This window comes from Nonomuraea sp. NPDC051191, assembly GCF_044455665.1.
GTDB lineage: Bacteria > Actinomycetota > Actinomycetes > Streptosporangiales > Streptosporangiaceae > Nonomuraea.
This window is the reverse complement of record NZ_JBITEZ010000001.1, coordinates 732,893-757,192: the sequence shown is the minus strand read 5'-3', so window position 1 is coordinate 757,192 and position 24,300 is coordinate 732,893. Positions and strand designations below refer to the sequence as shown.

Below are 24,300 nucleotides of genomic sequence, written 5' to 3'. Positions count from 1 at the left end.
GGGCGGCGCCGGCCGTGCTCTCCCTCCGCGGGCCCGATCAGCCCGCGATCAGCTCATTGGTCCGTTCGTACTCTTCCTTCGCGGACTCGAGCAGGTCACGCCACGAGTCCACGTCGGGCCGGCGCCTGAGCAGCGCACGGCGTTCGCGTTCGGTCATACCGCCCCACACCCCGAACTCGATGCGGTTGTCCAGCGCATCGGCGAGGCATTCGGTACGGACCGGGCATCCTCGACAGATCAACTTCGCCCTGTTCTGTGCGGCGCCCTGGACGAACAGCGCGTCCGGGTCCGCACCCTTACAGGCGGCACGGGAGGTCCAATCCGTGATCCACATTTTTCGACCCCACTCCCCTTAGGTGGTCAGTCGTCATTTGGGGCCGACGGGCGCGGGCGCCGAGCCTCCGTATTCAGTTGCCGCAGGGAGAACGTACGCAACTTCACGTTCGGGCCGACAGACCCCAGAGGACCAATTTCTCGCCGGACTGTTGACCGGGAATGACTAGTCACCCCTCCCAGTCAAGGCGAAATGGTGTCGTGTTACCGATAAGGACAGTGTTTCGACGTACCCTTAGGAGCGTGCAAGCGAAGGGCAAAGACCGCTCCCACCCGCTCCTCAGCGTCCTGCGTCTGATCATCGCCGGGACGGCGGCGGGTGTGCTGACGGCAGCCGTGGCGCTGCCCGCGGTCGGCGGGGCGGGTGTGTCGGCCAAGAGCGCCATGGACGGGCTCGACCTCAAGCCCAGGGAACTCGACGAGCCGCCCCTGTCCGAGCGCACGAAGCTGGTCGACGCCAACGGCAAGCAGATCGCCCAGTTCTACTACGAGAACCGGCAGTCCGTGACCCTCGACAAGGTCGCGCCCATCATGCAGACCGCGCTGATCGCGATCGAGGACTTCCGCTTCTTCGACCACGGCCCGATCGACGTCGAGGGCACCGCCCGCGCCCTGGTGAAGAACCTCACCGGCGGCGGCGTCATGCAGGGCGGCTCCTCGATCACCCAGCAGTACGTCAAGCAGGTGCTGGTCAACAAGGCCGAGACGCCGGAGGAGCAGCAGGCGGCCATCGCGCCGACGATGTCCCGCAAGCTCCAGGAGCTGCGGTACGCCATGGCGATCGAGGGCAAGTACACCAAGCAGCAGATCCTGGAGAAGTACCTCAACATCGCCTACTTCGGCGCGGGCGCGCACGGCGTCCAGGCCGCGGCCAGGCGTTTCTTCGACAAGCCCGCCTCCGAGCTCAACCTGTCCGAGGCCGCCACGCTGGCCGGCGCCGTCCAGAACCCGGCCCGCACCGACCCCAACGTCGGCCCCGAGGCGCGTGAACGGCTGCTGCTGCGGCGCAACACCGTGCTCGACAGGATGGCCCAGATCGGCAAGATCACCTGGCCCGAGGCCACCGCTGCCAAGGCCAAGAAGCTCGGCTACAAGGACGTCAAGTTCCCCGGCGGCTGCGAGGCCAGCAAGTTCCCGTACTTCTGCCTCTACGTCCAGTACGAGATCCTCGGCAACGAGGACTTCGGCAAGAATGAGGACGAGCGCAGGAAGCTGCTCCAGCGCGGCGGCCTGACGATCAAGACCACGCTCGACCCCAAGATGCAGAAGGCCGCCGAGAAGGCCATCAAGAAGTACGTCAGCCCCAAGGACAAGCCCGTGGCCGCGCAGGCCATGGTCGTGCCCGGCACCGGCGAGATCAAGGCGATGGCGGCCTCGCGCAAGTTCGGCGGCAGCAAGAAGAAGAACGAGATGAGCTACAACATCGTGGCCGACGCGGCGCACGGCGGCGGGCGCGGGTTGCAGCAGGGCTCGACGGCCAAGGCGTACACGCTGGCCACCGCCCTTGAGGAGGGCCTCAAGTACGAGGACGGCTTCCCCGCGCCGGCCGGGTTCACCGCCGGCGGCTACAACTCGTTCAAGGACTGCAAGGGCGACAACGTCGGCGACCCCTCGCACACCGCGCACAACTCCAGCGAGGGCGGCGGCGGTTTCAAGACCCTGCAGAGCGGCACGTGGGGCTCGGTGAACACGTTCTTCCTGAAGCTGGAGCAGGAGGTCGGGCTCTGCAAGGTCGTCAAGCTCGCCAAGCGCCTCGGCGTCAAGCGCGCCGACGGCGGCAAGCTGCGCGAGGTCGAGACGTTCACGCTGGGCGTCAACGAGGTCGACCCGGTGACGATCGCCAACTCCTACGCGGTGTTCGCCTCGCGCGGCCAGTACTGCAAGCCGCTGGCCATCACCGAGATCAAGGACAGGAACGGCAACGCCAAGCAGTACAAGCCGAAGTGCTCGCAGGTCATGGAGGAGGAGGTCGCCGACGCGGTCAGCGGCATCCTGTCAGGTGTGTTCACCAAGGGCACGATGCGCGAAGTGGGCGGAATCGGACGGGACGCGGCCGGCAAGACCGGGACGACCGACGACTACATGTCCGCCTGGTTCGCCGGTTACACGCCGAACCTGGCCTCCGCCGTCAGCCTCGGCGACCCGCGCGGCGCGTCCACCCACAAGCTGATCGGCGTCACGATCGGGGGGCGCTACTTCCCGTACGTGTACGGCGCGTCCATCTCCGGGCCCATCTGGAAGCAGGCCATGATGCAGGCGCTCAAGGGGGTGGAGCCGACGAAGTTCACGTCCGTGGACCACTCGCGCTTCGGCGGCTGCTCCGACAAGTGCGCGCCGAAGCCCAAAAAGAAGAAGAAGCACGAGGAGGACGGGCGGCCGGGCGGCGGCGACCCGTTCGAGGACTTCTTCGGCGACCGCAACGACCGGGGGGACGGCGGCGACGGCGGGCGCGGTGACGGGCCGGGGCCGGGTGACTGGCAGGGGCTGGGCGACGGGCCTGGCGGCCACGCCAACACCGGCCTCACCATCCCGGCGACCCGAACCCGCCCCTGACCCGCCTCCAGCCCGGCCCCTGACCTCACCGTCCCAGGGGCCGGCCGCCGCTCCCGGCCCGGCCTCCCATCGCCCCCTAAGGGCGCTACGCGGCTTCTAGACGTCTCCGCCCGCTTCCCGCCCCGGGATGGGCCCCCAGGAGGCCCCACAACCTTCTCGGGGCCCCTCAGCGACGCTCCAGCTTCCGGGGCCCTCAGCCTCAGAGACGCCGACCGGCCTTACGGGGGCGCTCAGCGGGCAGCGGGGGTCAGGCCGTCAGGCGGGCGCGTACGGCAGCGGCGACGCGGCCGCCCTCGGCCTTGCCCGCCACCTTGGGGTTGACCACCTTCATGACCTGCCCCATGGCCTGCGGCCCCGACGCGCCGGTCTCGGCCACGGCGGCGTCGACGATCTGGGCCAGCTCCTCGTCGGAGAGCTGCGCCGGCAGGTACTCCTCCAGCACGGCCTGCTCGTCCAGCTCGGCCTGGGCCTGCTCGGTGCGTCCCGCGTTCTGGAACGCCTCGGCGGCCTCGCGCCGCTTCTTGGCCTCCTTGGTCAGCACCTTGATGACCTCGTCATCGCTGAGCTCCCTGGCCTGCTTGCCCGCCACCTCCTCGACGTTCACGGCCGCCAGAGCCATACGAATCGTCCGGAGACGCACCTCGTCCCGGCTCTTCATCGAGGCCGTGAGATCGGCCTTCAGCTTGTCCTTCATTGCGCTCATGCGGTCCATCTTGCCGTCTGCCGGGACGCCTCGTGCCCGTTGTCAGGCATCATGAGTACGTGAGGAAAGCCGTCGCAGTGCCCCTGTCCATGATCGGTCTCGGCCTGGCCGGGCTGGGCTACGCCTCCGTCGTGGAGCGCAACTGGTTCCGTCTGCGCCGCTTCGACGTGCCGGTGCTGGAGCGCGGCCGGCGTCCCGTACGCGTGCTGCACCTCTCAGACCTGCACCTGACCCCCAACCGCACGATGCTCATCAACTGGGTGCGCTCCCTGGGCGCCCTGGAGCCCGACCTGGTGGTCAACACCGGCGACTCGATCGCCCACCCGGAAGCGGTCCCCGCGCTCCTGCACGCCCTGGAGCCCCTGCTGTCCCGCCCCGGCCTGTTCGTCTACGGGTCCAACGACCTCTACGCCCCCCAGCCCAAGAACCCGGCCCGCTACCTCTGGCGTACGTCCAAGAACGACCGCCGCCAGCACATCCCCAACCTCCCGTGGGAGGAGCTGGGCGCCGGCATGGCCGCCGAGGGCTGGCTGGACATGAACAACACCACCGCCCGCATCAAGATCGGCGACCTCGACGTCGCGGTGGCGGGCATCCACGACTCCCACATCTCCCGCGACCGCTACGACCTGGTCGCCGGCCCGGCCCCCGCCGACGCCGACCTCCGCCTCGGCGTCATGCACTCCCCCGAGCCCCGCAACATGACCCGCTTCGCCGACGACGGCTACCAGCTCCTGCTCGCCGGCCACACCCACGGCGGCCAGCTCTGCGTCCCGTTCTACGGCGCCCTGGTCACCAACTGCGGCATCGACCGCGCCCGCGTGAAGGGCCTGAGCCGGCACGAAAGCGCCTGGTTGCACGTGTCCGCCGGCCTCGGCACCTCGCCGTACGCACCTGCCCGCTTCGCGTGCTTCCCGGAGGCGTCGTTGCTCACGCTGGTTCCGCGACGCTGAGGCGGTCACGAGTACCCGCGAAGTCCGCTAGACTTTCTCAAGCACGCGCAAGACGGGCGTGCATCGGGGTGTAGCGCAGCTTGGCAGCGCGCTTCGTTCGGGACGAAGAGGTCGTGGGTTCAAATCCCGCCACCCCGACAGTATCGCCGCAGGTAGAAGGCCGCTTCCGAAACTTGGAAGCGGCCTTACTTGTTTCTGGGTAACCAACAATGTCCGAGACGACGGCACCCATGACTCTGATCTGCCACGTCCGCACTGAAGGGCGATCACACGGCGCTCCGACGAAGTTGGGGCCGGCGCCCAACCGGATGTGAGATATCAGCGTTTCGGCTGCCCGTGCCTGTGCGCGGCGATCAGCGTGGCCCACACAAGGCGAGCGGTGGCGTGGCGCCCTCGGGCGGTCTCCTCGTACCCGTTCTCCCCGCTGTGGCGACGGATGAGGAACTGCCCTGCCTCGCAGCACCACTCGTACTCACCGCAACACGAGATCTCCCGCACCCGGACAGGACGCGGACCGTACGGGACATGCGGCGTCCACACGTACATGAGGGCTTGCCTTCGGTTCGCGCGCAGGAGGCAACCGCGGTCGCCTCCTGCGATGCCTGATCGGGCGTTCACATCGGGTCGGCCTCGCTCTGTGGAGACGCAGTACGGTCGCGCCGTAGATGTAGGAGGGCTTCGAGGCGTACCGGTCGAGATGCACGAGCTGGACCGAGCCCGTGGCACCGGGCGCTAACGACTCAAGCGCCTGCCGCAGAAGCGCGGCCGCCTGCTCGGCCTCACCGGTTATGCCGCACGACCCACGGCCGTACTGATCGCAAGCAGCCCACGAGTAGAAACCATCGATGTCCTGGTGCACGACTACATGAGAGCCACGCGCGGTACTACGTCAGAAGAGGACACTGAGCGGCGAACCCCGCTGTCCGCCCCCGTGTCCGCCTGTCCCCGGAGGTGCACCGGATGAGCGACAACGCAACGGCCCCCGTCTGGGCCGGCCGCCTGCTCGCCGCCCGCAACAGCAAGGGCTGGTCCCAACGCGAGCTGGCACAACAGCTGGCCAGAGCCTCCGACAAACCCCTCCCCGAGCTGCCGAACGTCATCCGCCGCATCCGAGGCCACGAGACCGGCGAACACCGCCCCGACGCCTTCTACACCCAGCTCTACTGCAAGGCGTTCGGCCTGACCGAAGACCAGCTGTTCGGCACCATCATCAAGCCCGTCCCCGCCCTCGCCCTCCCCACCTTGGCCCCCGACGCCGACCTCTACGAACGCATCACCCGCGCCATCGAGCACCCCTCCCGCGTCGATCTGGCGACGGTGGAATGGCTGGAACACTGCCTCGCCGAACACCGCCGCGTCGAGGACACGATCGGCAGCCGCCCTCTCCTACCGCTGATCCACGCCCAGCTGTCCACCGTGGCCGACCTCGCCCGAGGAGCCCGCGGCCCCCTCGCTGACCGCGCCGTAGCAGCCCTGGCCCAGTACGCCCAGTTCCTCGCCTGGATGTGCCAGGACTCCCGGCAGCACGCGGCAGCCCTGGCCTGGTACGACCGCTCCCACGCCTGGGCCGTCGAGGCCGGAGACGCCTGCCTCGCTTCCACCACCCTGAACATGCGCGCCCACCAAGCCTGGAGCCTCGGCGACGCCCAACGCTGCATCCGCCTGGCCGAAGCCTCCCGCTGGCACGACGGCCGCACCACGTACGGCGTCCAAGGCATGGCCGCCCAAATGGCCGGCCGACGCCACGCCCAAATGGGTGAAGCCAACAAGGCCCGCACCCGCCTCGCCGAAGCCGAAGACCTCATCCGCACCGCCGCCGAACACCCCGAAGACGAACCACCCTGGATGTACTTCTACGACGAGGGCTGGTTCCTCATGCAACGCAGCATGGCCGAACTGGAACTCGGAGACGGCCGCCGCGCCGCCGAGTTCGTTGAGCGCGGCCTATCAACCCTGCCTGAGCACTATCGTCGCGACCGAGCCTGGTTCGGAGCCTGCCTAGCACGAGCCCACATTCTCCAGGGCGACGCCGAAGCCGCAACCACCATCGCCGTGGAGGTAGCCCCGGATGCTGTTGCCGTCAACGCGTACGCCGTGACCGAACTCCGCCGCGCCGCCAGCGATCTGGCGGCAATGAGAGCCCCTGGCGCGAAGGCGATCAAAGAGTCATTGATCTCCAAGGAGCGTTGAGGAGCTGTCCCTGCTGTCCCTGCTGTCCCTCACCGCTTCTGACGTGCTGAAATATCAACATCGGCAGGGACATCTCAGAGCAATCACTGTCACTGCCGCCCCGCGCCTTTGACCGGCGGCGGACTCTAACAACCAGCAGGTCCCCCAGTGTTACAGCTACCGTGGAGCGCATGGATCTTGGGAGGTGATGAGCCGATGACGCTCTATTCTTTTCCTCATGTCCACTCCGGGCCCCGTAGAGCGTATTGCGGCATCCCCTGCCATGATCATCGCCGATGTTTCGGCTGTCGTAGCACTGATCACTGCCGATGGTGTACGAACCTGGGTCCAGAAGAATCTGTTTATTGTCCTCTGGATGGCCATAGGGCTCATTACTGCGCTCATCCTACTCGTTCGCAAGCTTGCCATAATCGCCAAGCAATTTCGCGTCGACGCGACCAGCCCCCAGACGGATAAGACGAACATAGAGCATCGCCTTCATAGCAAGATTGCCACTCTGCAAGAGGAGAAGCGCGAGCTAGAGCGGCGGCTACATCCAACGAACGGGATGTCGAACTCTTCGCCGAAGTACTTCAAGCACTCCCCTTCCCAGTCAGCAACTCCATGACCGGCATCTGGCCTGATCACAAGACATCATCCGAGCGCGACTTCCAATCGATTACGGAAGGATGAAATGTGGTCTTCGGCTGAAGGGATCACTGGCCGTAGAGTATCCAGAACTATTGAAAGCTCCATGAGATTTCCACGTGACGGCTTCCTATTCAAGAAGGCAGAAAGATGCCTGTCGGCTTCCGCCCATCGCGACATCAGGCAGTGAGCGAGCACGAGATTTCCTGTATCAGCTATTTCCTGCATGCCATCGTCGCCCAAAGATGAGCAGAGCTCTATGGCACGGATGGCGCATGCCTCGTATCCCAGGTCCCGCATCGCGTACAGGGCAACCGCCTTTTCGTAGTAAGCCCAGCCGCTGCCCGGGTCAATGACGATGGCGCGATCGAGATCGGCCAGCGCTTCCGCGTAATGACCCAGAACGCGGAAGACAACGCCGCGGTTGCTGACGGAGAAGCAGCTGTTGGGCTCGACTTCGAGCGCGCGGTCGAAGTCGGCCAGGGCCTCCTCATGCCGGGCGAGGAGGCGAAGGACATGGCCGCGAAAGGCCCATGCATAGTCGGGCTTGAGTTCCAGCGCACGGTCGAAGTCGGCCAACGCCTCCTCATATCGACCCATAGACTCGTAAGTCTGACCGCGGCTCACAACAGCCCACACATAGTCCGGCTCGAGTTCCAGCGCACGGTCAAAGTCAACCAACGCCTCCTCATACCGACCCATGAGGCGATAAGTTTCACCCCGGTTTCGGAGGACCCGGCCAGTCACCTCGAACCGAAACGCCGCATTACAGTCGGCCAGGGCTTGCTCATAGCTACCGGCTTGGCGGTGTTCCCAGGCGCGCAGCACGTAGGCGAGATGCTTTCCGGAAGCATCAAAACCTCCACGGGCTATTAGGAGCGTCAGTGCGGTGATGCCCGAGTCGCTGGTTTCGAGTGCGGCCGAAAGCTCCTTCGCCCACCTGCGCACGTCGATGGCATCGGCATCCTGGCCGGCCCGTGCCAGGGTTTGAACCCATCGCCGCAGAGTCGCGATGTCATGGTCCTGAGCGTCGAGAAGCTCACGCAGTACGTACGGAAGCGCCCCGCGATAGTCTGCGCACAGCCTATGGTAAGTCTCTTGCAGTTTGTAACGACGCCATCGGCTGTCGTCCCATCGGTCACTCGCCGGCGCGATGTCCCCTTCCAACTGGACACGGAGTTCCTGGAACGTGTCCGCCAGACGAGTCTGCTGCTCCGTCCATCGGTGCGGGGATTGCTGACGCTGCAGGCGCAGCATCGCTGAACGTACGACATCGTGATAGTGGCCGCGGTCGACGCGGTTGATGAAGAACGGCAGTGACTGGAGCCAGCCGAACTCCTCTTCCGCTTCTTCCTCGACGGCAATGCGATAGATGTCCTCGTCGAGCTCTTGTGGCAGAGCGCACGCCATGGCAGCGGCGCGGCGAACTGGATTGGTCTCCCATTTGAGGAACCGCTCGACGGCCGTACCGCTGGGGTCCCCGATCTCCGCGACGCTGGATGGGCGCGCTTCGCTGAGAGTGGAGACCAAAACCGGCAATCGACCGGACAGATCCAAAATTACCTCGGTGATTTTCTCGTCGCTGATCCCCCTGGAAGCGATGAACTGATGTGCTTCTGTTTCGGTGAAAACGTCCAGTGGGAGGTCAGTCACCAGATCGAGCCAATCGCCCCAACATTGAGGATTCAACCGGGATTGTCCTGCTAGGACGATGAGCACGTTGGCCGGCATCCGGCCATATCGGTCGTAGAAAAGGATGTCGCGCAGCCACAGGTCCAGAACCGGCGCCGTGCGCTCATAGGTGTCAAAGAACAGGACCACCCAGGGGCGGCGCTCCGCGGCATCCGCCACCCCTTGGAGAAACGCAGGAGTGAGGATCTGCAACGGAGTTAGAATGAGATCGGCGTCTTCTTGGCTATGAAAACGCGCACTTACTAGCGCCTTGAAACGGTCGGCGCCCGCCGCCACCTGGTTCGGGTCAAGCATACTGGTGAATGACCCTACTCCGGGGACCATACCGAGCCCCGCCAGCGCGATTTGCGAGCCGATCACACTCATCGGGGACGGGTCCGCCGACTGAGCTCCTTGATCTGTCCCTCCGGGTTCTGAGGCCAAGCTCGCGCTCGCGCTCGCCTCGTGCCGTCGTTGCCGATAGGCCTTCGACAACTTGTCGAAAGCCTTAAGGTCTATACCCTGCTGGGCAAACTGCGAACTGATGGCCCCCATTGCCTCGACAGCGTCGGCCACGGATTCGTCGATATAGGCAGTGATGGCTTTAGCCTCGCGGGCGAGGAATTCCAGCTGCCGCGCCAGAGTGGATTTTCCCACTCCGGCTTGACCGTGGATGTGGAAGAGAAAATGTGCCACTTCTTCCGGGGGCTGCTGCAGAGCCTCTCTGAATGCGGCTTGTTCCTCATGGCGGCCGACCAGTCCGCTTCGACGCCGTCGCCGAACCAACTCCTGTCGTGAAGGCCCTTGCCCAGTCACAAGTCACCCCTATCGAAGCGCCGGATGGATCAGGCTCGTGCACGCGTCCGCGTCGTCAGGACGGATACCTGCTTCCAAGGATGCCGCAGATCGGTACCGTACAGACGGCTGTTGGTCAGATGGACGCGCCGGGGCCACGGACGGCCAGTGCTGACACCTCGACGACGACTTGCCACCCGTCGGGACCGCATTGGTCCAGGATGGTGCCCGGTAGCCAGGGCAATGAAGCGCGGCCGTCGTTCTGGCCGTCGCGTAGGGATACCTGACGAGGACGGGGCCTCCTCAGGTCAACGCCTGTCGTTGTCGTCCAGACTCGATCAAGAGTCCTCTCCCACACCGGGAAGGAGCCACGGGAGCCAAGTTGGGGAGCCACTTCCTTGCGGCTCCTTCAGGCTTCCCACGTCCTCCCCGGAGTGTTTTCTAAGGTGAGAGGCGCCCCGATCGGCTCAGATCAACATTCTCAAACTGCCCATTTTTCCCTTCGGGACGAAGAGGTCGCGGGTTCAAATCCCGCCACCCCGACAGGATTGCCGCAGGTAGAAGGCCGCTTCCGTAGTTCGGAGGCGGCCTTACTTGTTTCCGGGTGACCCATTCGACGGGGATGGGCGACGTATCGCGCTACTGGATTTTGGGGCGGTGGCCGTTATTGATGTGTCTGGTGGTGCCGGTCGCGAGGTCGAGGTAGAAGTCGGTGCGTTCTTCCGGTCCCGCGTCGCGGTAGACCTGGAACGGGCCCTTGCTCGACCAGCCCACTCCCCGCTCGATCGGATCCCCGTCGGGGAGGCGCGGGCGCACGCGATGGATGCGCTCACGGGTGGTGAGGTCGTACGTCTCCACGAGGTTGCCGGAGTCGCTGATGACCACGAGTCGACTGCCGTCCGGTTCGAGGAAGGCGGTGTGGGAGTCCAGGAGCAGTTCGGGGAGGGGGATGTTCAGGAGTTCCTTGCCGCGATGGTCGTGGGCCACCAGTCTGGAGGCCGTCGTGACCACCGTCCCCGCGGAGTTGACCTGGAGCACTTTCAGCGCGCCGGGCAGGGTGATCTCGCTCCACGACCTGGTGTCGATGACGCGGGTTCCGTTCTTGGTGAGGGCTATGTACCTGCCGCGTTCGCTGATGCTCACCTCGGGCACGTCCGCGTCGGCGAGCGGCTCGCTGAGGTCGTGCCGGTTCCCCGTGATCTGGTGGACCATGCGGCGCGAGGTCCGGTCCAGGTAGACGACGGAGCGCCGATCGGGGCTGACCAGGAGCGGTGCCGCCTTCGGCGCCCCTCCTTTCATGACGACGTACGGCGCGGCCTGCGTGAACGGCACATCGTCCAGCAGCCAGTAGCGGCAGGGGTCGTCCATCTCGTCCAACCACGGACAGGTGGGCCCTTTCACCTTGCCGATCTTCTCGCCGGAGGCGACCTGCCGCTCCGGGAACTGCCTGGGCAGTGTGTACTGCGGCATTTCGGCCGGCGTCTCCTGCTGAGGAGTGACGAGGGCGCCGGCGAGCACCGTCGCGGCTCCCGCCAAATAGCCGGTGCGGACGGACCATCGACGAATGGCCGACTGCGTTTCGTCCGGCATTTCGGGCCCGGTATTTCGTTCGGCGCGCGATATCGCCGTCACCACCACAACCACGATGACCGTGTGGACCAGCCGGGTCGGGGTGATTCCCCGTACCGCCAGAAGGTAGCAACCTGTCACGGCGGAGCCGCACACGGAGAGCAGCCAGGCCCGGCGATAAATGGCGTAGGCGGCCGGCGGCCGTACGACACGGGATATCGGAATGGCGCACCACCCCAGGACGAGAAAGAACGGATCCGCGGTCAGACCCGCCACAGGAGCCGCGAGGACGACGGCCGCCAGCCGCCACCGGCGCAGACCGGCGAAATGGTCGATGACCTGACGGGCATTGCTCCCGGTGACGGTGAGACCCGTCAGAGCGGCGAACCTGTCGAGGCTCCCCCGGCTGAGGGGTAAAGCTGCGACGATCAAGGTGATCACCACCGCCAACCAGAGAATCGTCGGGGGTATCGTCACAAGGCGTCACGATATATGGTTCCATCTCGTGAGTTCAGCGGATATATGGCGCCAATTCGGTGTCGCCCCGCGTACCCGATTACCGGTCGCGGTGTCCAGTTGTCTCGTGCTGATGTGCGTGGCGGCGACGGGCTTGTGGTGGTCCGGGTCGGTGACGCCGCGAATCCGCTGGGAAATCGACGACTTCTTTGTTCACGGCGAGGTGAACGACAATGGCGTGCTGTCCACCGTTGCCGTGATCGAGATCGAGAACGAGACGGCCTCCGCATTCACGGTCACGGATATCTCGATGTCCATACCGGGCCTGCGCCTGCTCCCTCCCGAGAAAACGGATGACGACCCCGCGGTGATCACCGTCGAGGGGGGCGGCATCAGGCCGGTGACCCGGCGGTTCGTCATCACCGACTGCGCGGCGGTGCCGCACGAGCCGCAGCCGATCCGCTACACCTACCGGACCTGGCTGGGGACGGGTTCGTCGGAGGTGACGCCGACTTCGTGGCAGCTGACGGGAAGCACGGGCAGCGTTCCCGTGGCCTGGCAGCGCGGCCTGGCCGGCCTGGCGTGCAACCAGACGGTGAGCGGCGAGCTCTGACGGCCGTTCGACACGAGAAGGGCAGTGCGCTTGCGTCCCGTCACGAAGATCGTCACCGGGCTGGTCATCGCCTTCTGCGCGGTCCGGCTCAGTGGCCTCGACCTGCTGTTCGACCCCGTCGGCTGGGGCCTGTGCGCCGCCGGGCTGCTGCCGTTGCGGCGACCGGGCGACGCCTTCGCCAGGGCCCAGACCTGGACGATCTGCATGGTCCCCGCCTCGCTGGTGGCCACCTACGCGAGCGGCGAACTCCCGGATGAGCCGGTCAGGGACCTGATCGGCAACGCCGTCACGGCCGGCGCCCTGGTCACGGTCTGGCTGATCACGGACGCCTTCGTCAGCCGGATGTGCTCACTCGGCGACAGTTCCCCTGCCGCCCTGCTGGACGTCCTGCGCTGGGCGGTGGCCGGTCTGGGCACGGCCGGTCTGCCGGCCGGCTCCGGCTACGCGGAGCTGTCGCCCGTGCTGACGCTCGGGTGGTTCGCCGCCCTCGTCGTCCTGGTCATCGCGCTCTAGGGCGTGCGCGACCGGCCGTACTTCGCCGGTGTGCGGCCGGTCTCCGGTGACACATTGCGTCAGTCAGGGGCGGGCTGACGCACGGAGAGGCCGCCCGTGTGGGATGTGGGGACGTACCCCTCGGCGGCGCTGGGCAACGCCTCGACGCAGGCCGGAGAGCAGGCGTTGACCAGGAGCGGCAGGACGTCGGTGGCGACTCGCAGGGAGATCCACACCTGATGGGGGCCGGCCTCGCTGATCGGCTGGTCACAGACGCTGCACGTACGAACGGCCGTGGCGCCCCAGACCTCGGGATCGAGGTCACCGAGGTCGGGACTGTCGGCGGCGTCCGGGCCGGACCGCAGCCGAGGGAACGACGGACGCTGCTTGTAGTTGCCGTACACGGAGCGGGTGCTGACCGTGCTGCGCCGCAACTTCTCGCACCTGGTCAGCTCGTAGGGGAACCAGTGCAGCCGGCGAGAGGTGTAAGGGCTGAACTCCTCCAGAGCGGTCATCGCGCCGATCTCCGGCGGGATCCTGACCAGGTTGCTCCCGTACAGCACGAGGTGCTTGACCGCGACCAGCTTGGCGATCGTCGGCGGCAGGGTCACGATCTGCCGCCGCTCGTCCGGGCTCAGCTCCGTCAGCGGCCGGAACACCTCGCGGCCGTCCGCGGCGGCTTCCTCGATCAGGGCCAGCAGATGGTGCCATCCGGCCGCTGAGGTGTCCTGTCGCTCGGCGTGGAATCGCACGTTCCTCGGCTGCTGCCGCCTGAACTGGTCGAAGCAGTCACATCGATCACGGTCGACCCCGCCGCCGGGGCCCACCGCGTCCGCCCACAGGTTGCCGAAAGCAGCTCCTGGCTGCTCGCTGTCCACCATGGCGGCCAAGCTACGCGTTTGGAGGGAATTGTGCCCGGCCGTTCCCCCGATGGACGGCCGGGCACCGGTTCAGCCCACCGCGTAGGCGCGGATGATCGTCTGGGTCAGCCGGGTGGTGGGGGTGTCGATGACGGTCGCCCGCAGGGAGACGAATCCCGCTGTGCGGGGGTTGGGGACCACCGCCAGCCAGCCCTGGGCGGATCGTGTCACCGGGACGGGACGCCAGGTGCGGCCGTCGTCGGAGGAGGTCTCAAGGCGTACGCGCATACTCTCCTGGGGGGGTTCGAGTGTCAGGGTGAAGGGGGTGCGGGTGCCCGGGCGGGCGCGGTTGTGGTCGTCCAGGGTGGTGGGGGTGAGGCGTACCGCGGTCAGGGGCGGCGGACGGCGGCCGTCGGCCCTGGAGGAGCGGAACGTCCAGACGGACTCCACGGCGGTCGAGAGGGTGGAGTAGGGGACCTGGCGGCGGGCCGACGCCTTCAGGGTGTACGTGGCGGCCTCCGGTGACAGGGCGGCGTGGAGCACGCAGTCGGCGGGCCGTTCCGTCGCGCATCCCGCCAGGTCGGTCTCGGCCAGCGTCCGGCCGCCGGTGGCGAGGGTGGCGGTGCCGGTGGCCGCGTCATCGGCGCCCCTGTGGCCGGCGACGCCGTCGGCGAACAGGCCGCCCATGGGAACGGTCAGCTCGTCACCCGATCGGGTCGCGACGGGCGCGGACGGGCCGGTCACGGCGGCGTTCCACACCTCCGTGGTGCTCCCCCGCTCCAACCTGACCGGGGCGCCGGCCACGACGGACGTGCCGACCTCGAACCCGCTGTCCCACACCAGCCCCGGCGTCCGGTAGTGGGTGAGGGTGCTCGGCAGCTCCACCTCCTGGTCCGGGCTCGCCCCGATCCCGGGCCTGTCCTCGACGAGCCTCGGGCCGGAGTACGGAAGTCCGGTCGCCGCCGTGGCCGCGGCCCGGTACGTCGCCGTCACCTTGACCAGGTCCGCGCGCCGGGCGGCGTGAACGGGGTTGTCCGGCAGCCCGTCGGTGTGGATGTTCACCAGGTCGTAGACGTACGGGCTCGGCGTGCGGGTCCTGCTCTTCCAGAGGCTCCTGATCAGGAATCGCAGGCCCGGCGCGCGTGCCGGGACGACGTACGTGTCCCAGCCCGGTGCGGCCCAGCTCGCGAACCCGTAGGACCAGGCGCCGTCGGCCAGTTCGACGACGAGCGGGTCGCCCGGCGCGGCGTCCGGGTCGTCCACGCTGAAGCCGGCTCGCCTGCCGTCGCGGGCGTCGATGGTCACCTGTCGGTCCTGGTCGACGTCGAGCCGGGTGTGGGCCAGGGTGCCTCCCGTGTCGTCGTCGATCTCGGTGTACAGGTTCCACTCGCGTTCGGGCAGCCTGAGCCTGGCCGTCCCGTCGATGAAGGGGACGTCGCGGCCGGTGCCCGTGTGCGCGTCGTACACCTGGATGAAGCCCGCCTCGGCGGGCCGGCCGTTGCGGTCGAGCGCCTTGACGGTCACGTTGTGGGACTCGGGCTCGACGAACGCGCCGGCGAGCGTGCGGATCACCGTGTCGCCCGACCTGGCGATGATCGTCGCCGGGTGTTCGCCGGGCGGCTTGTCCTTGGCGTCGATCGTCACGGTGACCGTCGCCTGCCCCTTGGCTGGCACCTGGAGACGTCGGGCGGAGAGCCGCGCCACCTCGCCGTCGGCGGTCAGGTCGAGGTCGACGGGGGTGTCGCCGGCGTTGTCGTACGTGACGGTCCCGGTGGACACCCGCTCCCCCGGACCGTCCGAGGGGAAGTACGCCCACACCCGCTCCGGTACGGCGACGACCTGCTGGGCCAACGCGCGGACGACGTCCACCCGCCCGGTCCCCTGCCGGTACGGCGTCAGGCCGGGAAGCGGCATGGCGCTGCCCGTCAGCGCGGACTTGAGCCGTTGCCCGGTCCAGTCGGGATGGAGCTGGGCGAGGATCGCCGCGGCGCCCGCCACGTGCGGCGCGGCCATGGAGGTGCCCGACATCGCCACGTGCGCCTCGGTGCCGGTCCCGTCCGCCTTCGCGGCCACGATTTCCACGCCGGGCGCGGTGATGTCCGGTTTGATGGCGTGGTCGCCCTCGCGGGGTCCGCTGCCCGAGGAGGCGGCGACGCGGTCCTGGTGGTCGACGGAGCCGACGGTGAGCGCGGCGTCGGCGCTGCCGGGACTGGTGACGGTGGTGCCGTCGTTGCCCGAGGCCGCGACGAACAGCGTGCCGTACCGCTCCGACAGCGTGTTCACCGCCTGCTCGACCGGGTCGAGGCCCAGGGTGTCGGGAGCGCCGAAGCTCAAATTGACGATCTTGGCCTTGACCTCGGCGGCGGCCCACTCCATGCCCGCCAGGATGGCCGACTCGGTCAGTCCGAAGGCGGTGCCGGCCTTCGCGACGGCGAGCTTCGCACCGGGCGCGATCCCTCGGTACTTCGCGTCGGCCCCCGCGATGATCGAGGCGACGTGAGTGCCGTGGCCGGTTTTGTCGCGGATGTCGGGGTCGTCGGTGAAGTTCTTCTCCTGGGTCACCACGCCCTTCAGGTCGGGGTGGTCGGGGTCGTACCCGCTGTCCAGGACGGCCACCGTGACGCCTTTGCCCGTCATGCCCTGTTTCCAGGCTTCGGTGGCGCCGATCTGCTCGGCGCTCCGGTCAAGGTTGTAGGAGCGGCGGCCGTCCAGCCAGAGCTTGGTGGATCCGGCGGTGAGGGAGCGGGCGCCGGCCGCCAGGTCCTGCCAGGTCCGCCCGGCGGACGCCTTGGGAACGCTCATCGCGCTCATCCCGAGCCCGCCGAGCCGCCGGGCCCGCTCGGCCCCCCGGAACGTCGGGGCCGTCCCCTGGGACGACTGGACGATCAGCGGGATGTCGGGCCGGTCGGCGTCGCCGTACCGCCAGGCCAGCAGTTGGGTGACGTCGAACAGCCGCCGGTCGAGGAGGTCCGCGGCGACCAGCGGCCGGGCGTCGGACGGGATCACGTACAGGTGACCGTCCTGGATCTGGCCGCTGAACCCCACCCGCCTGCCCGGCCCCGGTCGCACGCGGTATCCGCCGCCGCCGGTGACCATCACGCGGTCCCCGGTGATCAACGTGACACCGCCCGCCCGGCCCACATCCGGAGGCTGCGGAAGGTCTGGCGCGGGCACGACGCCGACCGTCGCGGCCACCAGGACGGCGGCCAGTGCCTTGTGCACGATCACGGGCACCCGGTCTTCTCCTTCATCGTCCGTACGAGGTCGGCGGGCAGGTCCGAGTCGCTGACCTGGACTGCCGCCTTGCCGGCCATCGTCAGGTAGCCGCCCACGACGTGCATGGACTCCGGGACCGACGCCTTGGTCACCGGCTCGGTCTCCTTGCCGTCCTTCGTCCAGAAGGCGGGACCGAGGACGTCGAACACCTGGATGTCCACCCCCCGGTCCTTGAGCAGGGCGCGCACCTCGCTGACGGGCCTGTTGTAGTACGGCGCGCAGTGCATGGGCTCGCCGGGCACGTCGAAGCCGGTGATGATCTGGTATTCCTCACCGGGACGCGCCTCCCGGCCGAGGACGAGCTCGGCCGAGCCCTTGAAGTCCCGGCGGACCTTGATGCTGATCGGGCAGCCGCCCGCCGTCTCGCAGCCTTCCTGACGGTCGATCACCTCGATCCCGTCCGGTTCCACCGTGCTCGGGGCGACCGAGCCGACGCTGCTGGGCGTGGAGGGCAACAGGCGCAGCTTGATGTCGAGCCCGGCGTCGCGCAGTTGCTGCTGGTACTCCTCCGGCTTGGCGAACATGTCCTTGACCTCGATGACGAAGTAGCCGCCCTCGTCCTTGACGTCGAGGGCAGAGGCCGAGGCGGGCCCGAGGGTGACGACGACGGCCAGCGACGCCGCGAGGGCGCCCAGCGCGGCCGGCAGCGCGAGCAGGGCGCGCCGCCTCCTGCGCGCGGGCAGGGCCGGGGCCGGGGCCGGCTCCTCCTCCATGATCTTGTACATCGTCTCCCTGGCGCCGGGCGTCAGCCCCGGTCCGACGGGCGGGGCGAGCCGCCTGACGACGTCGTCGAGCTGCGGGTTCATGAGGTCTCCTTGGCAAGACGGACGGCCCGCGGACCGTACCGGGCGAGATCGGGGTCGTCGGCGGCGAGCTCGGTGGCCAGGCGCTTGCGGGCGCGGTGCAGGCGCTGCCGCACGGCGAGGCGCGAGCAGCCGAGCACCTGGGCCAGCTCGGCGTTGCCGAGCCCCTCCCAGGCGACGAGCGACAACACCTCCCGGTCGTCGACGGACAACCGCATGAAGGCCGCGCGGGCGGTCTCGGGCACGGCCTCCATCGCGGGGCCGGTCCATTCTTCGAGTTCGGTGCGCAGGCGCGTGGAGAGGGCCGCCCTGCGGGACTCGCCGCGGCGGTGGTTGGCCAGGGTGCGCCGGGCCACGCCGTACAACCAGAGCCGGGCGCGGTCGCCGGACGGCACGTCGCCGAGCCGCCGCCACGCGGTCGTGAAGGTCTCGGCGATGACGTCGGCGACGTCGTGAGGGTCGCCGGTACGCCGTCGCACATATCCGGAGACGGCCTCGTAGTGCTCGGTGTAGAGCTCCTCGAAGCGTCGCCGGGGGTCCGGTGGGCCCACGCGGTCGTCCCTTCCGTAGGGGTATGTCACAACAAGCAGGTGTCCGGATGGTTGCAGGCGTGACAGACGAAGACGCGGAAGCGGCCTTTCGCGTCGGGGCTGTGGGCCCTATGGCCGTTGTTCGAGATGGCGGCGGTAGGCGTCCAGGATCAGGCCGTGGAAGTGGTGGACGGCGTGTTCCGACAGGCCCGAGCCGTCGAGGTCGTAGACGATCTTGCCCTGGGTGAACGCCGGGGTGCGCATCCCCCGCTGGGCGCTCTCCACCAGGGCGATGTCCTCCACCTGGAGCACCTCGTCGATGTAGCGGATGCTGTCCCGCTCGCTCTCGTCGGGCTCGGCGGCCTCCAGGGAGAAGTCCCAGGTCTCGCGCCCGGTGTCCGCAGTCGTTCCACGTGACACAGCCATTGCGAGGTACGGGCGAAGATGAGTGCCGGATCGGGATGGTAACCGGCGGAGATGTGAGCCAATTCGGGGGTTACCGATACCTCCGATGCAGAACATGAGCCGCCTTGAGGCTATTGAGCAATTGCGTGCCGATTCAAGGCTTCAGTTCTGCCTGGGGCTGGCGTAATCAATGAGATTGGTGGGATGATCCTATGATTAACGCCAGAAGAATGGAGTTGTCCAATGAGTCCGTCTTCCAGAGCGCTGCCGATGGCGGGGTTCATGTTCTCGGCCGTCGGGGTCGGGGGCGTGGTGCTGCAGATGTTGAGCGTGGCCTATCCCGACGGCGATCCGGCCAGAGCGCGGGCGGCCGCCGAATTGTTGCGCCAGCTGGCGGGACGGGTGGACGCGAGCCTGGACGACGTGGAGGAGGTGGCGAGCAGGGTTTGGCGGCCACCGAGTTCCGGCGCGGGAATTGACGCGTTCAGGCGGTATTTCACCAAGGAGATCGCGCCCTATCCGCCGCGGGTTTCCGCCTACATCCGGGGATTGGCGGACGCCGTCGAGGATTATGCGGAGTTGCTGGAGCGGACCCAGCACACGTTGCGCACGATGGCCATGATCCAGTGGATGGAACTGCTGATGTTCTTCTGCTGGCCGGCGATCGACAAGAAGGTCCAGGTGATGATCAACTGGGCGATGCGCAGGTCGCAGGCGCGGCTGTTGATCAGGATGTTCGAGAACGCCGTGGGGAAGCGGTTCATCTACGCGGTGGGGGGCAGCTTCGCCTACACCGTTCTCGACCAGGCGGTCGTCGACGGGTTCAAGCTGGCGAGGGGCGAGGACACCGGGTCGTGGGGCGACCGCGGCGAGTACATGCTGAAGAACTTCGCGGCGGCCATGGTCTTCTATCACGTGGACCCCGCGAACTTCGGCAAGGCCGCGAACGTGCTGCCGAAGAACCCGGCGGCGCGGAACGCGGCCGTGTTCCTGACCGGATCCACCATCTTCAGCACCACCGCCAACGCGCTCAACAGGCCCGGAGACGTCGTGGACGACCCGGTCAGCCTGTTGCCGACCTGGCAGCAGATGCTCGCCAAGCTCGGGGTCGCCGCGGGCCAGGACCAGTTCAGGAGATGGCGACGGTACTGAGGGCCGGTCACGTCGTCACTCCCGGGTGAAACGCCGGATCTCGTCGGCGAAAGGGGTCAGACCGGTCGTCATCAGGCCGGTCATCTGGGCGGCGAGGTCCTCGGCGGCGGCGTTCGCGGCGGCCAGGACGGCCTCGGCCAGGGCGTCGGCGCCCAGTCGCATGGCCCGCGGGTCGATGTGCAGGCCGCCGAGCGCGCCGGTCGGCGTCACCTCGGCCCTGACCTGGCCGTCGGCGGCCTCACCCCGGCCGCGGACGGCGTCGAGGCTCTCCTGTAACTCCTCCAGCGGGCGGACGTCGGCCTGGAACCGGTCGAGGAGGTGGCGCATCTCGTCGTCGAGATAGGGAGTGGGGTCTTCGGGGGTGGTCATCGGGGACTCCTGGGGTGTCAGGTGAGCTTTCCGTCCTTGGGGGAAAGCTTGGGCGGGTCGGACACTTCGGGCAGGGATGCGATGGTCGCCCAGTTCGCGACGTCGAAGCTGGTCTTCATGTCGTCCAGGCGGTCGGCCACTGCCGGGTATACGTCGCGCAAGGCTTCGACGTAGGTCTCGGCCTTGTTCAGGGCCGTGGAATAGCTTTTTCTGAACGTGTTCGCGGTCCCGTCCGTGCCGGCGAAGTCGCCCAGTGCGGCTATGGCGTCGAGGATGCGGCGGATGTCGGTCGCCAGTTCGGTGCGCTCCGCGAGCAGGGCGCCGGCGGCCTTGGTGAAGGTGCTGCCGTACACCTCGGTGGTCGGCAGCCCGGGACCCCGGGGGGCCGCCGGGCTCGCGCCGGAGGCCGGGAACGGGGGCGCTGGGCGCGGCGGCGGGGGCTCGCTGGGTGACGGATTGCTGGGGCTCGGGGCGGGGGTGCTGCTCGGGGTCGGGGTAGGAGGAACGGGGGTGCTCATGGCGGTTCTCCTGTCGGTACGTGGCCACCGGGCGGGGCCCACGAGGTTGTCCACAATACCGACAGGAATAGGGGGCATGGGCTAGGGTTCGTAGACCGGGGCGAGATCGGCGAAGATGCGGTAGTCCGAGATCAGGCCGTCGTCCCGGGTGCGCCAGATGGAGACGGCCACCACCGCGGCGTCCTTGCCGTCCAGCCGCCGGTACGTGACCTCGGTCTCGGCGATCGTGTCGGGGCCTGCCTGCCAGTCCCTGACGATCCGGTGCCGGAGGCCGCCGATGGTCGAGTAGAACGTCCGCAGGCCGTCGGCGACGGCGTCGCGTCCCACCATGGGCTCGGCGTTGCCGAACACCAGGGTGGCGTCCTCGGCCAGCAGTTCGGCGAACTTGTCGGGGTCGAACGAGTCGACCGTGCGGAAAACGCGTCGTACCACATCGTGGGACATGTTGATCATTCCTCACGTGGACGGGGTCGCTGGTGCGGACGATACGGGACGACGCGTTCCCGTGCGACGGACCGGCCGCGTCCGGCGCTCAGGCCGGCGAGGCGCCGCCGGGACCGGCCGGCGGCTCGAAGGTGATCGACACGATCGCGCTGATGGCGAGGTTGTGCTCCCGGACGCCGCCCGACGCCCGGTCCGAGGACTCGACCGTGACCACCGAGTCGCCCCGGCGGGTGACGTGGCCGGTGAAGGAGTCGCCGCTCAGCAGGCGTACCGAGATGACCCGGTTCTCGTGGCGGGCGTTGTCGAGGAGGGCGATCCAGGACGTGATGAGCCCGGTTCCTGAGGGTTCGAAGGGGTCTTGGGTCATGCTTCCCCTTCTTCCCTCAACAAGGGGAAGGGAACGACCGGATCGGCGACCTCACCGGCAGGCAAGGGCTCGGAAACCGGCTCAGCGTCAGACCGTGCGGCATGTCACCGGTCGTCACGAAATTTCGTGTGATGTCGTGGGGTGAATTCATTTGCCCTTCAGCGGTAGGACATCAAGCGTCGATACCTTTCGACCCTTGTCTGTAGGTTTGCTGCCAAGGGAAGCGTCATGTCTCGTTCGTTCATCGCCATGCTGGCCGTCGGCGCGGCCCTCGCCACCACCGTCGCCGCGCCCGCCGACGCCGCCTCCGGACGGCAGCCGCGCGTCCTGTCCGACGTGACGCTGCCCGCCCCCGACCTGGCCGCCTTCGAGCCGGGCCTAGTCAAGGACTCCCGCGGCGTCAAGCTCGGCGGCCTCGGCAGCGGCCTGTTCCCGGCCCGGCGCGCGGGCGAGTACTGGATGGTCACCGACCGGGGCCCGAACGGCGAGCCCAAGGTGAACGGCGAGAAGCGGCGCACGTTCCCGGTGCCGGAGTTCGCGCCGGCGATCATCCGCGTGGCCGTACGGCAGGGCGTGGCGCGCATCGTGGAGAGCATCCCGCTGAAGACCTCCGACGGCACCCCGATCACCGGCCTGTCCAACCAGCCCGGCCACGACGAGGTCCCCTATACCTGGGACGGCCTGACCCAGCTCACCTACGACCCGAACGGCCTGGACACCGAGGACATCGTCACCGACGGCCGCGGCGGCTTCTGGCTCGTGGACGAGTACTCCCCCTCGCTGCTCCACGTGGCGGGCGACGGCCGCATCCTGGCCCGGTACGTCCCCAAGGGCCTGAACCTCACCGGCGCCGGCTACCCGGTCCACGAGACGCTGCCCGCGATCCTCGCGACCCGGCAGCAGAACCGCGGCATCGAGGCGCTCGGCGTCTCGCAGGCCGAGCGCGCCCTGTACCTGGCCGTGCAGAGCCCGCTCGCCAACCCCGACAAGAAGACCGGCAAGGCGTCGAGCACGGCCCGCATCCTGCGGGTGGACCTGCGTACCGGCCGCCCGACCGGCGAGTGGGCCTACACCATGGAGAACGTGGCCACCTTCGACCCGGCGGCCGAGCAGGGCGACATGAAGATCTCGGCCCTGAACGTGCTGAGCCCCGGCCGCCTGCTCCTCCAGGAGCGCACCGACGCCGTGGCCCGCCTCTACACCGTGGACCTGCGCCGGGCGACGAACCTGCTCGGCGGCCCGCACGACGACCCGGCCACCACGCCGTCGCTGGAGGCGTCGCTGCCGTCGAACGTCACCGTCGCCACCAAGGCGCTGTCCGTGGACCTGGCGGCGATCGCCGGCCTGCCGGGCAAGATCGAGGGCGTCGCCCTGCTCGACCCGGTGACGCTCGCCGTGGCCAACGACAACGACTTCGGCCTCGGCACCTTCGACGCCGACGGCCGCCTGGTGGACTCCGGCGTGACCAGCCGGATCCTGACGATCCGCCTGGCCAAGCCGCTCTTCTGAGCTCCTAGGACAACGTGCTCGCGTACGGGTCCCAGTCCGCGGGCAGGGGTTCGGGAGCCGTCACGGCCGAGGTGATCGGGCGGAACTCGGCGCGTGCGCCCGACTCGGTGATGGCCGTCATGAGCTCCAGCACGTGCAGCGTCAGCTCGCCCGAGGCCCGGTGCGGCGTGCCCGCGCGCAGCGACCGGGCCAGGTCGAGCACGCCGATGCCGCGCCCGGCCGTGCCGTCGGCGACGGGCAGCTCGCGCCAGTCGGCGTCGTGCGGGCCGCGGGCCAGCAGCGGGCCGCCGAAGGTGTTGGGATCCGGCAGGAGCAGGGCGCCCTCGGTGCCGACGACCTCGATCAGCTTGCGGCTGACGGGCGAGTCGAAACTGAAGGTCGTGGTGGCGGTGGCCGTGCCGGGGAAGTCCAGCAGGGCGTTGACGTGGGTGGGCACGTCCACGGGGAACAGGGTGCCGGCTTTGGGGCCCGAGCCGATCACCCGTTCGGCGCGGGCCCTGCGCGTGCCGCCCGCGACCCGGGCGACCGGGCCGAGCAGGGAGACCAGCGCGGTCAGGTAGTAGGGGCCCATGTCGAACAGGGGGCCGCCGCCGGGCCGGTAGTAGAACTCGGGATCGGGGTGCCAGGACTCCGGGCCCAGGTTCTGGAACGCGGCGGTGATCCCGACCGGCTCGCCGATCAGGCCGGAGCGCAGGGCGTGCGCCGCGGCCTGGAGTCCGGGGCCGAGGAAGGTGTCGGGGGCGCCGCCGACGCGCAGGCCCAAATTGGCGGCCTCGGCCATGACCTTGGCCGCCTGGTCCATGTCGAGGGCGAGCGGCTTCTCGCCGTACACGTGCTTGCCGGCGCGCAGGGACTCCAGCGCGACGGCCGCGTGCACGGCCGGGACCGTCAGGTTGACCACGATCTCGACCTCGGGCAGGGCGAGGATCTCGGCCAGGCCGCCCGAGGCGGGCACGCCGTGCTCGCGGGCCGCCGCGGCGGCCCGATCGGTGTCGAGGTCGGCGACGCCGAGCACCCGCACGTCGGGGAAGGCGGTGAGGTTGCGCAGGTACTGGGCACTGATCACCCCGGCGCCGACGACCGCGACACCGACGGGTCCGCTGCTCAAAAGC

General features: G+C 68.4%; 23 protein-coding genes and 1 tRNA gene. 10 read left to right on the top strand and 14 right to left on the bottom strand.

The window, feature by feature from the left end:
• Positions 1 to 37: 37 nt before the first annotated feature.
• Positions 38 to 334, bottom strand: a complete 297-nt coding sequence (locus tag ACIA8R_RS03690; protein ID WP_090771382.1) for a WhiB family transcriptional regulator — start codon at positions 332 to 334, stop codon at positions 38 to 40.
• Between the two features lie 242 nt (positions 335 to 576).
• Here ACIA8R_RS03690 and ACIA8R_RS03685 point away from each other — a divergent pair, with 242 nt between their 5' ends.
• Positions 577 to 2,886 (top strand): transglycosylase domain-containing protein, encoded by a 2,310-nt coding sequence (locus tag ACIA8R_RS03685; RefSeq protein WP_364082765.1) that lies wholly within the window; start codon positions 577 to 579, stop codon positions 2,884 to 2,886.
• A gap of 247 nt (positions 2,887 to 3,133) precedes the next feature.
• On the opposite strand, the gene ACIA8R_RS03680 is transcribed toward ACIA8R_RS03685, so the two are convergent.
• Entirely contained in the window at positions 3,134 to 3,589 is a 456-nt protein-coding gene (locus tag ACIA8R_RS03680) for a GatB/YqeY domain-containing protein (protein WP_357692621.1), read from the bottom strand.
• A gap of 89 nt (positions 3,590 to 3,678) precedes the next feature.
• Here ACIA8R_RS03680 and ACIA8R_RS03675 point away from each other — a divergent pair, with 89 nt between their 5' ends.
• The 4 genes from ACIA8R_RS03675 (at position 3,679) to ACIA8R_RS03660 (ending at position 7,339) form a co-directional block, all read left to right on the top strand.
• Positions 3,679 to 4,542 carry a metallophosphoesterase gene (locus ACIA8R_RS03675; RefSeq protein WP_357693535.1) on the top strand — a complete coding sequence of 288 codons (864 nt, stop codon included), beginning with the start codon at positions 3,679 to 3,681 and terminating at the stop codon, positions 4,540 to 4,542.
• A gap of 64 nt (positions 4,543 to 4,606) precedes the next feature.
• Positions 4,607 to 4,680: transfer RNA gene (locus tag ACIA8R_RS03670), tRNA-Pro, on the top strand.
• Positions 4,681 to 5,502: 822 nt separating this feature from the next.
• Positions 5,503 to 6,732, top strand: coding sequence for a multiprotein-bridging factor 1 family protein (locus tag ACIA8R_RS03665; RefSeq protein WP_397036351.1), 1,230 nt, complete (start codon positions 5,503 to 5,505; stop codon positions 6,730 to 6,732).
• Between the two features lie 217 nt (positions 6,733 to 6,949).
• Positions 6,950 to 7,339: a hypothetical protein gene (locus tag ACIA8R_RS03660; RefSeq protein ID WP_397036349.1), complete on the top strand. Its 390-nt coding sequence runs from the start codon at positions 6,950 to 6,952 to the stop codon at positions 7,337 to 7,339.
• 26 nt (positions 7,340 to 7,365) lie between these two features.
• On the opposite strand, the gene ACIA8R_RS03655 is transcribed toward ACIA8R_RS03660, so the two are convergent.
• Positions 7,366 to 9,417: a tetratricopeptide repeat protein gene (locus ACIA8R_RS03655; RefSeq protein WP_397036347.1), complete on the bottom strand. Its 2,052-nt coding sequence runs from the start codon at positions 9,415 to 9,417 to the stop codon at positions 7,366 to 7,368.
• 78 nt (positions 9,418 to 9,495) lie between these two features.
• Between ACIA8R_RS03655 and ACIA8R_RS03650 the strand changes: the two genes are divergently transcribed.
• On the top strand, positions 9,496 to 9,828 hold the full coding sequence (locus ACIA8R_RS03650; RefSeq protein ID WP_397036345.1) for a hypothetical protein: 333 nt from the start codon (positions 9,496 to 9,498) through the stop codon (positions 9,826 to 9,828).
• Between the two features lie 636 nt (positions 9,829 to 10,464).
• Here ACIA8R_RS03650 and ACIA8R_RS03645 read toward each other — a convergent pair.
• On the bottom strand, positions 10,465 to 11,844 hold the full coding sequence (locus tag ACIA8R_RS03645; RefSeq protein ID WP_397036343.1) for a hypothetical protein: 1,380 nt from the start codon (positions 11,842 to 11,844) through the stop codon (positions 10,465 to 10,467).
• Positions 11,845 to 11,977: 133 nt separating this feature from the next.
• On the opposite strand from ACIA8R_RS03645, the gene ACIA8R_RS03640 reads away from it, so the two are divergent.
• On the top strand, positions 11,978 to 12,463 hold the full coding sequence (locus ACIA8R_RS03640) for a hypothetical protein (RefSeq protein ID WP_397036341.1): 486 nt from the start codon (positions 11,978 to 11,980) through the stop codon (positions 12,461 to 12,463).
• A gap of 30 nt (positions 12,464 to 12,493) precedes the next feature.
• Positions 12,494 to 12,976, top strand: a complete 483-nt coding sequence (locus tag ACIA8R_RS03635) for a hypothetical protein (protein ID WP_397036339.1) — start codon at positions 12,494 to 12,496, stop codon at positions 12,974 to 12,976.
• Between the two features lie 59 nt (positions 12,977 to 13,035).
• Here ACIA8R_RS03635 and ACIA8R_RS03630 read toward each other — a convergent pair whose 3' ends face one another.
• The 5 genes from ACIA8R_RS03630 to ACIA8R_RS03610 form a co-directional block, all read right to left on the bottom strand.
• The gene (locus ACIA8R_RS03630; protein ID WP_397036337.1) at positions 13,036 to 13,836 is read right to left on the bottom strand and encodes a hypothetical protein; all 801 of its coding nucleotides are present in this window, start codon (positions 13,834 to 13,836) and stop codon (positions 13,036 to 13,038) included.
• A gap of 69 nt (positions 13,837 to 13,905) precedes the next feature.
• Positions 13,906 to 17,049, bottom strand: a complete 3,144-nt coding sequence (locus tag ACIA8R_RS03625; protein WP_397036335.1) for a S8 family serine peptidase — start codon at positions 17,047 to 17,049, stop codon at positions 13,906 to 13,908.
• Positions 17,040 to 17,897 carry a hypothetical protein gene (locus tag ACIA8R_RS03620; RefSeq protein ID WP_397036333.1) on the bottom strand — a complete coding sequence of 286 codons (858 nt, stop codon included), beginning with the start codon at positions 17,895 to 17,897 and terminating at the stop codon, positions 17,040 to 17,042. Before ACIA8R_RS03620 ends, ACIA8R_RS03625 begins: the two co-directional genes overlap by 10 nt.
• Entirely contained in the window at positions 17,894 to 18,445 is a 552-nt protein-coding gene (locus ACIA8R_RS03615) for an RNA polymerase sigma factor (RefSeq protein WP_397036331.1), read from the bottom strand. Before ACIA8R_RS03615 ends, ACIA8R_RS03620 begins: the two co-directional genes overlap by 4 nt.
• A 108-nt stretch (positions 18,446 to 18,553) precedes the next feature.
• Positions 18,554 to 18,850 carry an SRPBCC family protein gene (locus ACIA8R_RS03610; RefSeq protein WP_397036329.1) on the bottom strand — a complete coding sequence of 99 codons (297 nt, stop codon included), beginning with the start codon at positions 18,848 to 18,850 and terminating at the stop codon, positions 18,554 to 18,556.
• Positions 18,851 to 19,072: 222 nt separating this feature from the next.
• On the opposite strand from ACIA8R_RS03610, the gene ACIA8R_RS03605 reads away from it, so the two are divergent.
• A complete protein-coding gene (locus tag ACIA8R_RS03605) occupies positions 19,073 to 19,981 on the top strand; it encodes a hypothetical protein (protein ID WP_397036327.1) in 909 nt (302 codons plus the stop codon).
• 15 nt (positions 19,982 to 19,996) lie between these two features.
• Here ACIA8R_RS03605 and ACIA8R_RS03600 read toward each other — a convergent pair whose 3' ends face one another.
• From ACIA8R_RS03600 to ACIA8R_RS03585, 4 genes are all read right to left on the bottom strand, one after another.
• The gene (locus ACIA8R_RS03600) at positions 19,997 to 20,350 is read right to left on the bottom strand and encodes a YbaB/EbfC family nucleoid-associated protein (protein ID WP_357692743.1); all 354 of its coding nucleotides are present in this window, start codon (positions 20,348 to 20,350) and stop codon (positions 19,997 to 19,999) included.
• Between the two features lie 17 nt (positions 20,351 to 20,367).
• Positions 20,368 to 20,703 (bottom strand): hypothetical protein, encoded by a 336-nt coding sequence (locus tag ACIA8R_RS03595; RefSeq protein ID WP_397036325.1) that lies wholly within the window; start codon positions 20,701 to 20,703, stop codon positions 20,368 to 20,370.
• Between the two features lie 246 nt (positions 20,704 to 20,949).
• The gene (locus ACIA8R_RS03590) at positions 20,950 to 21,312 is read right to left on the bottom strand and encodes a nuclear transport factor 2 family protein (protein WP_364082947.1); all 363 of its coding nucleotides are present in this window, start codon (positions 21,310 to 21,312) and stop codon (positions 20,950 to 20,952) included.
• 88 nt (positions 21,313 to 21,400) lie between these two features.
• A complete protein-coding gene (locus ACIA8R_RS03585) occupies positions 21,401 to 21,679 on the bottom strand; it encodes a hypothetical protein (protein WP_397036323.1) in 279 nt (92 codons plus the stop codon).
• Between the two features lie 228 nt (positions 21,680 to 21,907).
• On the opposite strand from ACIA8R_RS03585, the gene ACIA8R_RS03580 reads away from it, so the two are divergent.
• Positions 21,908 to 23,188, top strand: coding sequence for an esterase-like activity of phytase family protein (locus ACIA8R_RS03580; RefSeq protein WP_397036321.1), 1,281 nt, complete (start codon positions 21,908 to 21,910; stop codon positions 23,186 to 23,188).
• Positions 23,189 to 23,192: 4 nt separating this feature from the next.
• On the opposite strand, the gene ACIA8R_RS03575 is transcribed toward ACIA8R_RS03580, so the two are convergent.
• Positions 23,193 to 24,296, bottom strand: coding sequence for a Gfo/Idh/MocA family protein (locus ACIA8R_RS03575; RefSeq protein ID WP_397036319.1), 1,104 nt, complete (start codon positions 24,294 to 24,296; stop codon positions 23,193 to 23,195).
• Positions 24,297 to 24,300: the final 4 nt, after the last annotated feature.

Coding starts and splice junctions, on each gene's coding strand:
- ACIA8R_RS03630 (WP_397036337.1), bottom strand. CDS start 13,836: ATGGTGGACAGCGAGCAGCCAGGAGCTGCTTTCGGCAACCTGTGGGCG.
- ACIA8R_RS03675 (WP_357693535.1), top strand. CDS start 3,679: ATGATCGGTCTCGGCCTGGCCGGGCTGGGCTACGCCTCCGTCGTGGAG.
- ACIA8R_RS03605 (WP_397036327.1), top strand. CDS start 19,073: ATGAGTCCGTCTTCCAGAGCGCTGCCGATGGCGGGGTTCATGTTCTCG.
- ACIA8R_RS03665 (WP_397036351.1), top strand. CDS start 5,503: ATGAGCGACAACGCAACGGCCCCCGTCTGGGCCGGCCGCCTGCTCGCC.
- ACIA8R_RS03585 (WP_397036323.1), bottom strand. CDS start 21,679: ATGACCCAAGACCCCTTCGAACCCTCAGGAACCGGGCTCATCACGTCC.
- ACIA8R_RS03660 (WP_397036349.1), top strand. CDS start 6,950: ATGTCCACTCCGGGCCCCGTAGAGCGTATTGCGGCATCCCCTGCCATG.
- ACIA8R_RS03690 (WP_090771382.1), bottom strand. CDS start 334: ATGTGGATCACGGATTGGACCTCCCGTGCCGCCTGTAAGGGTGCGGAC.
- ACIA8R_RS03600 (WP_357692743.1), bottom strand. CDS start 20,350: ATGACCACCCCCGAAGACCCCACTCCCTATCTCGACGACGAGATGCGC.
- ACIA8R_RS03655 (WP_397036347.1), bottom strand. CDS start 9,417: ATGAGTGTGATCGGCTCGCAAATCGCGCTGGCGGGGCTCGGTATGGTC.
- ACIA8R_RS03610 (WP_397036329.1), bottom strand. CDS start 18,850: ATGGCTGTGTCACGTGGAACGACTGCGGACACCGGGCGCGAGACCTGG.
- ACIA8R_RS03590 (WP_364082947.1), bottom strand. CDS start 21,312: ATGTCCCACGATGTGGTACGACGCGTTTTCCGCACGGTCGACTCGTTC.
- ACIA8R_RS03680 (WP_357692621.1), bottom strand. CDS start 3,589: ATGAGCGCAATGAAGGACAAGCTGAAGGCCGATCTCACGGCCTCGATG.
- ACIA8R_RS03580 (WP_397036321.1), top strand. CDS start 21,908: ATGTCTCGTTCGTTCATCGCCATGCTGGCCGTCGGCGCGGCCCTCGCC.
- ACIA8R_RS03620 (WP_397036333.1), bottom strand. CDS start 17,897: ATGAACCCGCAGCTCGACGACGTCGTCAGGCGGCTCGCCCCGCCCGTC.